Origin of the sequence: Eudoraea adriatica DSM 19308 (assembly GCF_000382125.1) — a bacterium.
GTDB classification, from domain to species: domain Bacteria; phylum Bacteroidota; class Bacteroidia; order Flavobacteriales; family Flavobacteriaceae; genus Eudoraea; species Eudoraea adriatica.
On record NZ_KB907546.1, the window covers coordinates 262895 to 276972 of the forward strand.

The following is a 14078-nucleotide window of genomic DNA, read 5'->3' on the forward strand; positions in this document are numbered from 1 at the left end:
GCTATATTTCTATTATAAAATATTCTAAGACAAAAATTAGAACTCAACGTTCTATGCATTTAGATAAGGGGGAGTAAATCAAAGGGGATTATCAATTTAATGAATTTTTAACACTTTTAACAAATAAATCCAATAGATTTTTTAAAAAGCTGATTAGATCATTTAAAATGAGGTTATTACTGTATTAAGAATAGTAGGGGGTAACTACTTAATTCGCCTAATCTTGATTTCGAATGAGGTTTAAGGGCATGTTATGGATGCTTTGTGATGATCAACTCTTTGACTTAATCTGATCATTTCGGTCGTTACATCTGGGGATGTTTAATGGTGCATAATACATCAAATAGAACATATCACACGTAATCTTAATCATTTATATAATTATATTTTACATTAAACAGCATATCGTATTTTGATTAGGCAACTGTAAAATATTTTGTATATTACTACTAAGCCTCTTTTGGCGGCAGAATATATGATAGTAATATTAGGCTGGAATGATTATTCAACTAATAAATAACATTACTAAAATTTATAAGTAATCATAGGCTTAAAAGGATTAATATTATTGATATTAACTACGTTGCACCAGGAATAATTGCTCCGATTCGACAAAGAAACTCAATGAATTGTTAGACTATTTGGCCATGTGGGTTATGTGACAAAATTGCATTTTAATCCTGTGTTAAGTTCGTGTAAGATTTTGTTATGTAACTAATTAAAAAAAAAGATTAATATGTCTGGTTTCGATGATTTTAAAAAACAAATATCTAAGCTTACTGCTAATTTTCCTGTTATACCAATTTTACCTTCTAGAGTGGAAAAAAAACTTGATGATTCGGTTATGAGGGGTCTTATGGTATCTGAACGCAATCGATACCTATTACTCAATCAAATAAAAACAGGTGGTTATAGTTGGGGTTCTGCAGATTATGGTTTTATATTAGAAGACCCCAGTTTGAAAACTAACAGCACCAGACGTAGATTAATGGTTATCGATAAAACAAGGGAGGGTTTTCGTGCTAGTTTAAATAAAAGTTTGTCGGGAGGCGGAGGGGGAAACCCTGTATTAGATACCTTACTGGGATTAGCTATGGGCTTTGTTAGTGGACCAGCTGGAGTTGTTTGGACTGGAATTACCACTGTATTAGCATTTTCAAATAGAGACCAACAACCTGTTCGAGTCAGAAATGGTGATGAAATCCACCATATTGAAGTAATTGGCATGAATGGTAGTAAATTAGAACACATGGAATTAATTATTCTTGTCGATCCATATAGGGTTAAAGCTAAACGAGATATTCAACAATGGATTATTCATGATAAACGTACAAAAATTATATTTCCTTAAAAATTTTGTTAGTGTGGAGAGAATCGCAATAGACTTGTTAATATTGAGTATTTTCCAATCATACTATAGGCCTTATTATATTCAATCAATAGTTAATCTAGCATAATATTTGGATGAGAGCGTTATCGGATGGTATGCCTTACAGAGGAGCACTTGTAACACTTTGAAACATTCGGAGTGACCCAGGAATGTTAAAAATAAGCTCTGGGGGTTAGTCCATACACTTTATGATGGCCCATCAGTAAACAGATATTGATGGGGAATTTGTACTTCCATTTTTTTGGGAAGGGCATCAATTCTGTGCCCAATTTAATTCCTCAGTTTTTCTGGTATCTGCTATTAGCCCTCATGGAGCGCCGGGGCCAGTGCATCTGCATCTGGCCGACTCTCATTGGCCTCCTATGGGTCCTAGTTGCTATCAATGAGCCCAAGCGGTGTTATGTCCGCGTGTAAATCAAAGCTTAATAACAGAGCACCAGTAAGAAAATTTAATAATAAGGCTGTTAAATACAAGGGCCTCGCATCGTTAGAAAGTCTTTATGAAACACAAAATTCTAAATACGCACCAATACTTATATTTTCCAGTTTATTGTTTGATGCGTTTCATAAATTTACTATTAGGCCGTTCACTACAAATTCTGTAGTGGGCAAAGGGGGTGATACATTTAAGGTCAAGGGCATTGCCAACTCCACCTTCGCAATAACTTTCTTATTGAAACGACATACCTGGAAATTGAATTCTTGAGTTACTCCATGACTTTAGATTGCCCCCCGGACAAGAAGTTGCGGTACGCCCTTCAAATCGAAGTGTCTCACTCAACGTACTGCCATACTGATCATTCACCGCAGCTGTAACCGGGACATTAAGTGTACTGCTGATTTTCCGTAAAAAAGTTCTTCCGGTCGCACCTCTACCGGTTTGACAATGCATGAATTGAACACAACCATATTTTCCAAACAGTGGTTTTAAACGACGCATGGCAGCCATCGTCTCCGGGTTGTTTTCAAATGTAGATCGACTGGAAATGTCGCCATGTCCATCGGATACACCAGCGGCTCCTGGAGCTCCGTGTCCATGAAATCGAACTAAAAAGACATTCGAGCTTGATAAAAGCAGATCAGTCACTGCCTGTTCAATTCCGTTGCTCATTCCGCCAATGGTAATCGGAGAAGTACCAGCCACTTGTAGAAACCGACGTTCACTCGAATATAGGTCAGGATCGAAAACATCGATAAAGTCGATAATGGGTAGCGTTTCGGTATGTTTAAGCCTAGTCCAGGTGTACTTTCCGATAATACCATCAACGCCCAAACCTGAATGCGATCGCTGGAAGTCCTTAACAGCTGCCAAAGTTTTCTGTCCAAATATCCCATCAGCAGAAATAGTTGCACCAGTACGTTTTAGTAGTAGTTGCGCGACACTAACTGCAGGTAGGACATCTCCATATTTTAACATCACAAAATTATTTGACATCTTTGGGCTCCATTAATTATTTTTTGTTTCCTTTTGTTATTGTCTATTTGTAACCAGTAACTCAATAGAATGTTTTGCTGCCTAATCTTTTGAGAAGTTTAAATATACAAAAATCCATATAAATTCTGTCAATAAATTCACAGAAACTACATCTAGCATTACAAAACAGGGTATATATAAAATACTGATAATAAACGTATTATCCAAAGTATATACATCTACGTACTTTAACCTTGGTTCTGTCACATCTGTTCATAATAAGTATAAAAGTTTGATTTGAATCTTGTTTTTATGATGCTAATGAGATAAAGGATTGGTACATTGAATTTTTAGGGTTCAACAGTTGATCTTTCTTTAACATTCTTATTATTTCTATTCCGGCAATTGTCCTTTTTACTGATTCAAATTCCTTAAATCCCATACCTTGTATTATTCGCCACTTGATCATACGATAATCTTGTTCTACCATATTATTGAGGTATTTGCATTGTCTTATCTTGAACCGAGAATAATTTCTCCTGTTATATAGTTTTATTGCTGAACTATTGGCACCCCTCTTATCACTATCTAATGATTCTCCGCCTTCCCATGCGTTGTAGGTCACATCTAGCTCTACTGCGTCGATATTGATAATATAGTCAGTATCTGTTGGTGTCGAGTCGGTGTAGGTGAACCAGAATCAGCTTCATCATCGCCATTTGAACGTGAGACATAGAGCGTTAGAGATACAAATAGAACAATCCCCGAAAAGAGTAATTTAAGAGTATTGAATATACTCCTCTTAAAGACACTGCTTTTTTGACGATAGCTTATAATTTATGGCGTTATATTCTTTATCAAATGTTGTATCATGTGTAACTATTTTATGCAAATAGTTTTATTTTAAGCTTAAATATTAAATATGTAGCTTTGAGATTAAGCCAATTATGGCTAGGTGATAAGGGACATTAGCACTGATTAATCTAAAAATGAAAATTATGAATGACATCCAGTTTAACAAAATATTAGATGCTGTATATGCAGAAACAGCGAATCGAAGTAAAGGTAGTTTTAAGAGGGCACTTTGGTATGGAAATGACAATATGTTCATAGGTCAAAACAAAGGATTACGCAAAGGTATTCAGAATGCACCGAGACAAATATTTATGTCTAGTTTAGGGGCAATACCATTGCCTCCATTCATTTCCGATATTTTTTCGAAGGCCGTGGAAATAGGTATAGATCTGGGCCAGGGAGTTTATAAAACTAAAATTAAAGAAAATTGGACAGGAGCAGCCAAAGTTTCAATAGATAACGAAATAAAAAACTCAGTCAAGGATATGAAGGCAAATGCTTTTCAGGTCATTGATCGTAATTTGGTAAAACTTAAAGACGCAAAGAATAAGATTGATCCGGCTGTGCAAGCAATGATGAGAACACAAGCCACTTCGCAAGGTGTAGGAGGGTTTGGTAAAAATGCGGTTTCTAGCCAAGCAGAAGGGCAAAGTGCTCATAATGCACTAAGGGCTATTGCGGAGACCCAATACTATACCGTTAAACTTCTCCTTCTAACTCGTTTAACTAGAAATAATTGTGATAAGATGGTGAAAGACTTGGAGCAATTAGAGCTTGGCTTAAAGAAGAGTCAAGATGACGTGAGTAATTACATAAAAATAAACATGTAATAATTATAACTAGTTGTTAAGCAATATAGATTAGTTTCTATGAGAAATATAACCTGCAGTTCGCATTTTACATGAATTCTATTAAAGATGAGAATAATATGCTCTTAATGTTCACTTGATAATAAAAACAAGGTGTTTTCTTCAATATTCTATCTATGGCCATGTAGTTCGATACGATTCTTGCTTATTCAAAAACGAAAATTTCAAAAATAGATTGGGCTTTGTTTAAAATATATAAAATTCCAGATAAGTTCTTCTATTACGCCAGAATGGAGAACGTAGGACACTCAAGGTGTCAGATAAGCGGGTTGAAAATGAGCAAAAACCGTATGTACCATGTGGTAATGTGCTGCCAAATGGTGGTATTTGGTGGCTTAAATAAAGATGGCAAGCATCTATATGAAAATATGAGACATTAAGCCACAGAGGAATGCTGAGAGTCTCCTGTATTATTACGAAATTATAGCCTGTTTTACTTTTTTACGATTTTTTTTCTGGATAATTTTTCCTATTTTTAGTTTAATGCCGCTATTGGCAGAAGATAAGAATCGCTCATTTGATGCTACAATAGAAATACTACTATTAAAAAATGGTGTTTTTGTCGCGCAGGACTTAACGACAAAAGCTTTAATCGATAAACATGAACCAAGGAAACCAATATGGCACCTATTAGAATAACTACCGATGACATTGAAAAATATACAGGCGTCAGCGGCATTTCCACAGCAGAGTTCCTGCGAAATGCTATTGGCGTTTCCATAGCTGTGCAACGCTCATTTGCGATGTGGGGGGTTGGGACTGCATCAGTGGCGGGTGGTGAAATGGCTATTGCTGGAATCGGCACTTTGCTGCCAGGCGGCTCACAGGTAGCTGTGGTCGGTAGCGCGAAAACCACCGCCCTCGGAGCCAGGCTGATGTTTGCAACCGGGCTTCTCGCGACCGTCGGTGCCTTGGTCAATATTGGTATTTCGATGGGCTTACCCGTGGCCCAGGCAAAACAGATTGTCCGCGAACGCCAATTCAAGTCAGGCTTTGCTTATGGCTGTGTTATAGGGTTGTTTGAATATGGTAAGCCCATGTTGTCACAGTATCGCGTCAGATCACCCAATGCCGGATTCGGCCCTAGTTATATGGTCGGCATCTCTCAAAAGGCGTTCAATCGCGGACTAATCATCGGTTTTGCCGCTGCGATCAACTTTTCTGCCCAACAACGCGCAGCGTACCGAGACGCGTTAACGCAAGTCCTCATAGAGCAGAGCAAAGCCGGGGGATATGAACTCTATATGCCTAATTGGACCGACCGAATGTGGGTGGAAAATTACACCGTACCTTTTACAAAAATGCTCTAAGTCATTGTCGCGGATAGACAATAGAAAAGGAGCCGGTATCAAACCTTTATATGTTATTCATTTAAAAGAAATACGTAAATTGTAGGCAACAAATGGCAATGTAATTCTAATCTACCAGAGTGATGGAGTTGTATGCTCAATGCTATTTCAAATAGAGCCGTATAAAGAGATAAAAGAGGCATTATAGGAAACGAAAACATAACCATCCCATCAACATGAAAAAATAAAGGAAATCATGTCATGGCAATAATAAATCAATTTGTTCTATATTCATATAATGGCAAACATATAAGTGATATTTGCCTTAATAAATTTGATGGAGACACCCACAATCACTGTGCGCATTTTGTTAGTCATGTACTTCAGATAGGACACGGTAAAACTTGCCATAGAATGGTTCATAAAAGTCACCAGGTAATGGCTGGTGGAAGTATCTTGGTTAGTGACTTATTCGATATTACTCCAAACATCCGTGAGCTAATATCCTCCCAAAAAATAGGGCAGGGCTTAATTTATGTTAGTGCACCGGGAAGCTTTTCACAAATTGGAAGTAACTCATATAGGATTAAAACCGTGAGAAAACGCCATGTGGGGATATTCCTAAATGGTAAGGTTTGGCATTACAAGAACTCTAAAAACAAAGTTATCTCAGAACCAATTTTTGAATTTATCCGTCACTACAAAAAACAGGTCAATGCTTTATGGATAGGAGACTTACCTATTCAATCCCAACCTGTTCAATTTGGTATGTGCAACAAATAATATTATTGGGTTCTAGGGTTTAAGCAGGTCGGATTGCGATTATCTAAAAAGTTGCTTTACTCTGTTTTCTACTATTCTAAAAATTAAATAATACAGTACGACGTAGTGCTTATTACTCAATTTGGTTTTATACGATTTTATATTTTGGATAATTCTCTCTATTTTTACTATAGTATCTCTATTGGCGGTATTATATATATTAGTCTAATATGCATGGAACAAGATCAGCTGTTGGGAACACACATATTAACGCTTAAATAATAAATTACTTATGCCACTTTTTAATTGGGAAAAAGTCGATCGAAATAATCCCCACTACAAAACTTGCGTTAAGGCAACAACGGCAGCAGGTGCAGTTGCAGGCATGGCTACTGGGTCAGTTATTCCAGTTGCAGGTACTGCGGCAGGTTTTTTAGGTGGCGCCTTTTGGGGGTTTGTAGGGGGCTATCTTGCCTGCCCATATCTTGTCCCGGCAATTAAGAAAAAAATTGAACAAGACATACCCTTAACTAATTACGAAATAAAATCTGCTACGGAAGCTATGGGCAGCTATGCAGGATTATCTAGTGCTCCCGATGCAATCAAACTATTGGCATTAGTTAAATCCTCAAAAAAATCTGGTACGATATCATCAATGTGTTCCAATCCAAATTACATTGCAAAACAGATTCTTAAACAAGCCTAACCAAAAAATCCAAGAGAAAATGTCAACCGCAAGATTTGAAGTAATTGGTATGAGACTACTGCACCAGATTCTGGATATGGCGTGCTGATATGCTTCTGCCAGAATGTTGCTGAACCGGCATAAAGTTAATTTCAGACAACAAAGCTTGATGAATCCTTCAGATTTTTTTTCAATTTTTATATTCTGATCATTGCTTCTTTCTTTAAAATAACTTTGATTAGCTTTTTGAATTCCTGTACAAATTTCACGTTCTACAGAGGCTATAACTTCTTTCGCAAACTCTGACATAGCTGGGAAAGTTTTAAATTAATTAGAATTCCACCAAATTATTCTTTATTGTTGTCTTTGAAAAGAATTTTATAGTCTTCGTAAAGATAAACTAGGCTAATCATTTCAATTTAAAATTTCTGAAAAGCGTGGTTTTATTTTAAAAAATCTATTCATTCATTAAATTCAATTAGAAATATTCAGTTTGCTTTTGGACTTTGCTTAAAAACTAATTCTATTATGAAAAAATTATTACTGGTTATTACAATTATAGCCATGGGATTTACTGCAAGTGCACAAGAAAAAGATAAATTTAGATTCGGTATGGATGCAGGTTATGCCTTCACTGATGGTGGAGATGGACTGTTCGGGTATTTGGAACCTAAATATAATTTAACAGACAATTCAAATGTTGGATTGCGAATCGGAGGTGCAGTAAGAGGGGGCAATGCTGAAAGCCTTAATATAAAGGGTATAGGCAGTTTCTTAGGAACTTATGACTATTATTTCAGTAATAATACTTCATCTTCACCATTTGTGGGAGGTGGATTGGGTGTTTATTGGTTAGGTAGTATTGATGATTTGGATTTTGATTTAGGAACTCAATTCGGAGGTATGATTAGAGGTGGTATTGAGTTAAGTAAATTCAGAATTACTCTTGAATACAACATCATTCCTAAATCAGATTTACCAATTGGTCAGTCTATAAAAAATAGTTATTTTGGAGCAAGTCTTGGTTTTTACCTTGGTGGAGGTAAATGGAAAAAGTGATTTATAAATAACTAAAATAAATACGAGAGCATCAAGAGTACTTTTATAGTTTGCTTGACCTAAGGCAATTAATATTTGAGAAATAAAACTATTGCCAATTACGCATTTAAAAAGTAGTAAAATTAGCATAAGCCTTTTGGTTTATGCTTTTTTATTATCTTTTACCCTCTGGAAAGATTGTCTGCGCCATAGTTGTGCAATTTGGAGAATTGAAGTTAATAGGAAGGGAGAATATCTTTTCCGTCACTATTATTTTGAAATAAGAAAAAGACTTTTACAAATTTGCCGGCTTCCTGAAAATAATTTGCTTTCTCATCCCGATAGTTTTAATGAAAAAACATGGTTTCTCCGATCGATTATACTAATTATATATTGTTTGGTCTTTTGACCTTTGGAAAGGTTATAGAGCTGAAGTATTTCTATAGTTATATTTCTTGTGTCGAGTAAATATGAATTAATTGGATAAATTACTATTTTAAGTAACTAAATTATTTGGTTCGGAAACAGGAAAGCGATAATATGACTTATAATTTCAATAGCATTCTTTAATTAAAATGAAAAATAACAGATGTTGAGGGCTATTATTCTTAGTTTGATCTTATTACTTGGCTATAAATTGTGTTTTAATTTTTGGATTTATGATGCCTTAAATAAGACTCTAATTTATAATGAAAATTCGATCATTTCGAATTCAAATTTGGATGTATTGGAGATCAACAAAAAAGTCATTGAAACCATAAAGAACCATTACCTCAAGAATTATGGTCAAAGTGCTAGGATGAAAGAGATTGAAAATGACTCTGAATTAGAAATATCATTTTACAATATACCCGAGTGTGAATTCGAAACTGACTATTTATTGATGTCCATATCAATACCTAAAAAAAATAATCGAGGGGAAGATAGAAAGATGCTTAGGGGGCATCTTAATAGTGATCAAAAAGAGGATTTAATTATTACAGTATACACGCTAGGAGGAGGATTCGGAGCTCTCTCTCGAGTAGAGAATGAATATTTTGTTTTTTTAAGGAATAAAAATAATTATGCACTGGCAACAATAATCTCCGATTCAGAGTTAGTAAATTGCCAAAATGGTGGAAGGTTTTCGGCATTTGAAATACAAAATGGAAATATAATAGGGACTACCTATTGCTACGATGTAAACGACCCTAGCTGCTGTCCAACTTTAGCTTTCTCAACTGAGCTGGAATTTACAAATGAAAAACTAGTAATAGTAAAACAGGATGAAATAATTAAATAGAAATTATGCACACTGAATTAAGCCGATATACTAATGCTTATTTAGGAGGAGTAGATATCAGATTATCTGCTATTTATTTTAAACATGCTGCTAGTGTTTGTCCAAACGCCTTTCCATTCTTTAATATCGATTATTTGATAAGCAAAAGTATGCTTTCAGGCTAGCTTAAGACTAATTAATAGATAAAAACTAAATGAATGATTGACACTTCAGAAATTTGTTTTCGTTGTAACAAGCCATTGTATTTAACTGAAAAGTTGGAAGACATTAGTTTTTATAATTGTGCCAGTTGTAAAAGAAATTACGCTAAGGAACCAGGTAAAGACTTAACCGATCGTTGGATGAGTCCATTGAGTATTGTACTTTATGATATAATTTACAACAAGGAACGAATTTCTGATGAAACCATTGAAATTGTGGCTGATAGAATTAATACTTATGAAACTAAGCAGATAGAAGCAATTATAGATGATATAAATGAAGAATTGGTTAACCCTAAACAGAAGTTAATAGCTATCCTCGATCTTCATGGAACGGAAGAAAACGCAAGAGATTATCTAAAAAGATTAGTTAAGAGACTAAAGGTTTAGGATAACCTTTTTTGTGTGGAAAAATATTTAAAATGGATTTTGCAATCTTGAAGAGTATTTTTTCTTTAAATTAAAAGAAAAAGGAACTCTGTTATATTGTATTTTAGCAAAAGTGTTGTATATGTGATAAACAATTAGAACACAAAATATGTCGAATATTCTAATGGCTTTCATCCAGTACTCTAATTGCATCCTAAAAAAGACTTTTTAAAAGGAAATATCATTAGGATGAAATATATGATAAAGGCACTTACAAAGCAGGAGATAACCCGGATAAGTATAGTAATGTTCCTAAGGTGATTTGGTTAAGCCTTTTAAAATGTAATTTTGTAACTTTATTGAAGGTTAAAAGCACAAAAACATCAACTAAAAATAAGCACCCCAGTAAATATTAATATTACAAGGGTTTATTGTGGAGTGGGTTAGATTACCTTGCCCTGTTCCCATGCTCTCGAAGTGTTGTATTTAGATTAACCTTTTATTTCTGAAAGCAACCCCGGAACCTGTCTTCAAATAGCGTTCAAAGTCATACGCTTTTTGTTTATAAGAAAATAGTGATATATGGACAACTTCAAATGGCAGATTATCTTTGGTGAAACGGACTTCTCCATTCGCGTGGTTTTTTAGACGTCTTTTTAAATTTCTCGTAAAACCGGTATAGTATTGTCCGTTAGAACATTTTAGGATATAAACAGCGTATGGAAGTTCCATAAAAATTCTTAAAAGGCGGTAAAACTAACATCGGAAACTGCAAAAACAATGCACTTTCCTTCGCACAAGAATGCGGAGAAATAATGAGTGTAATAAAAATAGGATCGGCATATACCGCCCGCGTGCCGATAAAGCCTTAGGCCAGGGGCAAGCTCTGCGTATGAATATTTATAGCCTTATTGAATGAGTAGTTAATATAATAAAGCCCTCCTGCGCTTTCGCTGTGCAAAAGCTACGGAGGGCGAATGTGGAGCCGGGGAGAATCGAACTCCCGTCCAAACAAGCAATTACAATGCTTTCTACATGCTTAGTTCTTGTTCAATTTTCGATGTGCAACTGACCAAAAACCGCCTATTACACACTTAGCTTTTTAAGATTTTGGTGATACCAGCAAAGCAGTAGTATCCTTATGTTGACTTTTCTGGTGCCCCAAAGTGGATCGCCGTCAACAAGGGCTATCCTGGGACATCTCGCTTCTCTACCTGGTAGAGACGAGGCTAAATCCTACTATAATTCAGATTAAGCGGCAAGAGCGTAATTATTATCGCCAATTAAAAGTTTGAAATATGAGATTAACGAGCTATATCCCAGCGCTCGACATGCTTACATCGCCATTGGTCTCGCTGTCAAAACCAGTCGGCCCCTTCAATGAGATAGGTACGTTTAAGCGTACCATAATCGAATTGAATCCCGTCTTTGGCGCGATTTAATTCCCTCATCTTTTTTATCAATGAACGTTTCCTTCATAAAGGATTGCGAAGTTAACAAAAAATAGAGCTCCTTATCAATATTCATGCCTAAGGAATTTGTCTTCCACTTCAAATCCATGTATTTTCACACAAAATTTGTACCAAATTATAACTATGCATTTTGGAATTATAAGAGAGCGCAAAAATCCACCGGACAGGCGGGTTGTGCTATCACCGAAGGCCTGCCAAAAAGTCGTTGAAAACCATGAAGATGCACAAATTACAGTTGAGCCGTCTATTATCCGGGTGTTTACGGATAAGGAATACAAGACTGCGGGTATTACCGTAGATACCAAAATGGAGGAATGTGATGTGCTTTTAGGCGTGAAAGAAGTGCCAATTGATGCTCTCATTCCCAATAAAAAATATTTCTTCTTTTCCCATACAATTAAAAAACAGCCCTATAACCGTAAATTGTTACAAGCAGTTCTTGAAAAAAATATAGAACTCTATGATCATGAAGTTATAACTAATAAAAATGGTATTCGCCTCGTCGCATTTGGGCGGTATGCCGGAATAGTTGGAGCCTATAACGGATTTCGGGCTTACGGGCTAAAAACAAATTCATATGAGCTTCCTAAGGCATCTGAGCTGGACGATCAGCAGGCTTTGATCACAGAATTAAAAAAACTGAAACTTCCTAACATTAAAATCCTGCTTACAGGGAAGGGCAGGGTAGGAAATGGAGCACGCGAAATGCTCGTAGGAATGGGCTTAAAGGAAACTAAGGTAGAGCAATATCTCAATGAGGATTTTCAAGCTCCTGTATTCTGCCAGATTGATGTGCTGGATTACAACAGAAGAAAGGACGGATTAATTAAAGAGGAAACAGACTTTTTTAAGAACCCGGGTGATTATGAATCAACATTTATGCGATTTACTTCTGTTACGGACCTTTACATTGCCGGACATTTTTACGGCTCCGGGGCACCCTATCTCTTTACCAGGGAAGATGCAAAGCAACCTCAGTTTAAGATAAAAGTCGTAGCTGACATCAGTTGTGATGTTGACGGGCCGGTGGCATCCACATTGCGTGCTTCCACTATTGCAGATCCTGTATATGGCTATGACCCCCGCTCCGAAAGTGAAGTAGATTATACGCTGCCTGAAGCCATTGCAGTTATGGCCGTGGATAACCTGCCTGCAGAATTGCCACGGGATTCCAGCGAAGGATTTGGACAGGCTTTTGTGGAAAGCGTTATCCCCGCATTTTTTAATAATGATGAACACGGGATTTTAGAAAGGGCACTGATGACCAAAAACGGAAAACTTAGGCCACGATTTAGTTATTTGCAGGACTACGTTGACGGGAAGGAATAATCGCTACTCTGCCATAATTTCCCAACGTATTACAGGCTGTTCTTTCGGTGCTGTATAGGCGCCCAGCGCTTTAAGATCCAGAGAAATTGACTCTTTTTTTTCCAGTGTTTTGATCTGAAGTGTAACTACCGCTCCCGCAGGAATCTCAAAAACCGGAGGTTTGCTGTAAAGGGTATAAGGCATTTGGTTTTCAAACATCAGGTCGCTACTCGATATATTTTCCAGGCTCAGCTGCAAAATCTGAGTTTCAGGAATATATGTGACTTCCTTTATCATGATACTGGCTTTGATTAAAGGAACCAGATATTCTGCTTTACCCACCAATAGGGAGTTATAAACGGCTACCGTACGTCCGGCAAATAACGCTTCCCGCATGCTCTCCATGCTTCTCTCTTTTGCAAAAACCAGTGTTATGGGCCTGTGCATCCCATTTTCAATATAATCCCAGTCAATTAAGCCGTGAATATCACTGGTACCCATTATCGTAAGATTGTATTTTAAAGCCAGGGCCAAAGACTCTTCCGCGTAATCAAATGTATTAATGACTTCAATGCCATGCAGCTCACCATTTTTTATCCGTTCTTCCTGGAATTCACTAAGAATTGGATTCCCGGTGGGGCTTTGCGCATACCAGGCAGGGTGGTTCCAGAATACAAAGGCATTTTGTTTTTTCGCTTCCTCAAAAGGCACCGCCGGATCGTTAGCCATTAGCTTATTGGCATCGGTAATAAAAACGGCATTGCTGTGTCCAACTGGTTCTGAACGGGTAATTTCTGATCCATGTATAATTAGAAGTCCATGTTCCCTGGCTTCTTCCAATGCCAAATGATACGATCTGTTACGATCGGGATGTGGAATATCGTCTATATGCGGCTGGTATTCCAAATGTTCGGTTAATGAAATGGCATCCAGATTTTCCCTGAGTGCTTCCTGCACCCGGATAGTGGGCCAGACATTGCCATCTGAAAAGACCGTATGCTGGTGCAGGTCGGTTTTTAGGGTAAGGAACCCATCTATATCCGGATAGGTCAAAGCCAATTTCCCACTATGGGAATGCGATTGTGAAATTATTGTTTGTACAGCGCAGAAAATTGATAGTAGCAGGACGATTCTTTTCATTTTGG

At 36.7% G+C, this 14078-nt stretch carries 13 protein-coding genes and 1 other RNA gene; 9 read left to right on the forward strand and 5 right to left on the reverse strand.

Annotated features, from left to right (window positions below; all coding sequences use genetic code 11):
• Nucleotides 1–736 precede the first annotated feature (736 nt).
• Nucleotides 737–1351, forward strand: a complete 615-nt coding sequence (locus G504_RS0101330; protein ID WP_019668326.1) for a hypothetical protein — start codon at nucleotides 737–739, stop codon at nucleotides 1349–1351.
• A 709-nt stretch (nucleotides 1352–2060) separates the two neighbouring features.
• Here the strand turns inward: G504_RS0101330 and G504_RS19035 are convergent.
• Nucleotides 2061–2825, reverse strand: a complete 765-nt coding sequence (locus G504_RS19035; RefSeq protein ID WP_083930686.1) for a peptidoglycan-binding protein — start codon at nucleotides 2823–2825, stop codon at nucleotides 2061–2063.
• 289 nt (nucleotides 2826–3114) lie between these two features.
• Entirely contained in the window at nucleotides 3115–3429 is a 315-nt protein-coding gene (locus G504_RS18155; RefSeq protein WP_019668328.1) for a DDE-type integrase/transposase/recombinase, read from the reverse strand.
• Between the two features lie 373 nt (nucleotides 3430–3802).
• On the opposite strand from G504_RS18155, the gene G504_RS0101350 reads away from it, so the two are divergent.
• The 7 genes from G504_RS0101350 to G504_RS0101390 all read left to right on the forward strand — a co-directional run bounded on the left by G504_RS0101350 (nucleotide 3803) and on the right by G504_RS0101390 (nucleotide 10174).
• A complete protein-coding gene (locus G504_RS0101350) occupies nucleotides 3803–4489 on the forward strand; it encodes a hypothetical protein (RefSeq protein ID WP_157472989.1) in 687 nt (228 codons plus the stop codon).
• Between the two features lie 659 nt (nucleotides 4490–5148).
• Nucleotides 5149–5838 carry a hypothetical protein gene (locus tag G504_RS0101360; protein ID WP_019668331.1) on the forward strand — a complete coding sequence of 230 codons (690 nt, stop codon included), beginning with the start codon at nucleotides 5149–5151 and terminating at the stop codon, nucleotides 5836–5838.
• A 240-nt stretch (nucleotides 5839–6078) separates the two neighbouring features.
• Nucleotides 6079–6600, forward strand: coding sequence for a hypothetical protein (locus G504_RS0101365; RefSeq protein ID WP_019668332.1), 522 nt, complete (start codon nucleotides 6079–6081; stop codon nucleotides 6598–6600).
• Between the two features lie 271 nt (nucleotides 6601–6871).
• Nucleotides 6872–7285 (forward strand): hypothetical protein, encoded by a 414-nt coding sequence (locus G504_RS0101370; RefSeq protein ID WP_019668333.1) that lies wholly within the window; start codon nucleotides 6872–6874, stop codon nucleotides 7283–7285.
• Between the two features lie 507 nt (nucleotides 7286–7792).
• A complete protein-coding gene (locus G504_RS0101380; protein WP_019668335.1) occupies nucleotides 7793–8323 on the forward strand; it encodes a hypothetical protein in 531 nt (176 codons plus the stop codon).
• 706 nt (nucleotides 8324–9029) lie between these two features.
• Complete coding sequence (locus tag G504_RS0101385) at nucleotides 9030–9584, forward strand: hypothetical protein (RefSeq protein WP_157472993.1); 555 nt, start codon at nucleotides 9030–9032, stop codon at nucleotides 9582–9584.
• Between the two features lie 197 nt (nucleotides 9585–9781).
• Complete coding sequence (locus G504_RS0101390) at nucleotides 9782–10174, forward strand: hypothetical protein (protein WP_019668337.1); 393 nt, start codon at nucleotides 9782–9784, stop codon at nucleotides 10172–10174.
• A gap of 465 nt (nucleotides 10175–10639) precedes the next feature.
• On the opposite strand, the gene G504_RS0101395 is transcribed toward G504_RS0101390, so the two are convergent.
• Entirely contained in the window at nucleotides 10640–10885 is a 246-nt protein-coding gene (locus tag G504_RS0101395; RefSeq protein ID WP_019668338.1) for a GIY-YIG nuclease family protein, read from the reverse strand.
• 245 nt (nucleotides 10886–11130) lie between these two features.
• Nucleotides 11131–11529, reverse strand: a transfer-messenger RNA (tmRNA) gene (ssrA, locus tag G504_RS19410).
• 219 nt (nucleotides 11530–11748) lie between these two features.
• On the opposite strand from ssrA, the gene G504_RS0101405 reads away from it, so the two are divergent.
• Nucleotides 11749–12954, forward strand: a complete 1206-nt coding sequence (locus G504_RS0101405; protein WP_019668340.1) for an NAD(P)-dependent oxidoreductase — start codon at nucleotides 11749–11751, stop codon at nucleotides 12952–12954.
• A gap of 3 nt (nucleotides 12955–12957) precedes the next feature.
• On the opposite strand, the gene G504_RS0101410 is transcribed toward G504_RS0101405, so the two are convergent.
• Complete coding sequence (locus tag G504_RS0101410) at nucleotides 12958–14073, reverse strand: Sb-PDE family phosphodiesterase (protein ID WP_019668341.1); 1116 nt, start codon at nucleotides 14071–14073, stop codon at nucleotides 12958–12960.
• Nucleotides 14074–14078 lie beyond the last annotated feature (5 nt).

Excerpts from the sequence above, each read along its gene's own strand:
- G504_RS0101330 (WP_019668326.1), top strand. The coding sequence starts at position 737 with ATGTCTGGTTTCGATGATTTTAAAAAACAAATATCTAAGCTTACTGCT.
- G504_RS19035 (WP_083930686.1), bottom strand. The coding sequence starts at position 2,825 with ATGTCAAATAATTTTGTGATGTTAAAATATGGAGATGTCCTACCTGCA.
- G504_RS0101350 (WP_157472989.1), top strand. The coding sequence starts at position 3,803 with ATGAATGACATCCAGTTTAACAAAATATTAGATGCTGTATATGCAGAA.
- G504_RS0101360 (WP_019668331.1), top strand. The coding sequence starts at position 5,149 with ATGGCACCTATTAGAATAACTACCGATGACATTGAAAAATATACAGGC.
- G504_RS0101365 (WP_019668332.1), top strand. The coding sequence starts at position 6,079 with ATGGCAATAATAAATCAATTTGTTCTATATTCATATAATGGCAAACAT.
- G504_RS0101370 (WP_019668333.1), top strand. The coding sequence starts at position 6,872 with ATGCCACTTTTTAATTGGGAAAAAGTCGATCGAAATAATCCCCACTAC.
- G504_RS0101380 (WP_019668335.1), top strand. The coding sequence starts at position 7,793 with ATGAAAAAATTATTACTGGTTATTACAATTATAGCCATGGGATTTACT.
- G504_RS0101390 (WP_019668337.1), top strand. The coding sequence starts at position 9,782 with ATGATTGACACTTCAGAAATTTGTTTTCGTTGTAACAAGCCATTGTAT.
- G504_RS0101395 (WP_019668338.1), bottom strand. The coding sequence starts at position 10,885 with ATGGAACTTCCATACGCTGTTTATATCCTAAAATGTTCTAACGGACAA.
- G504_RS0101405 (WP_019668340.1), top strand. The coding sequence starts at position 11,749 with ATGCATTTTGGAATTATAAGAGAGCGCAAAAATCCACCGGACAGGCGG.
- G504_RS0101410 (WP_019668341.1), bottom strand. The coding sequence starts at position 14,073 with ATGAAAAGAATCGTCCTGCTACTATCAATTTTCTGCGCTGTACAAACA.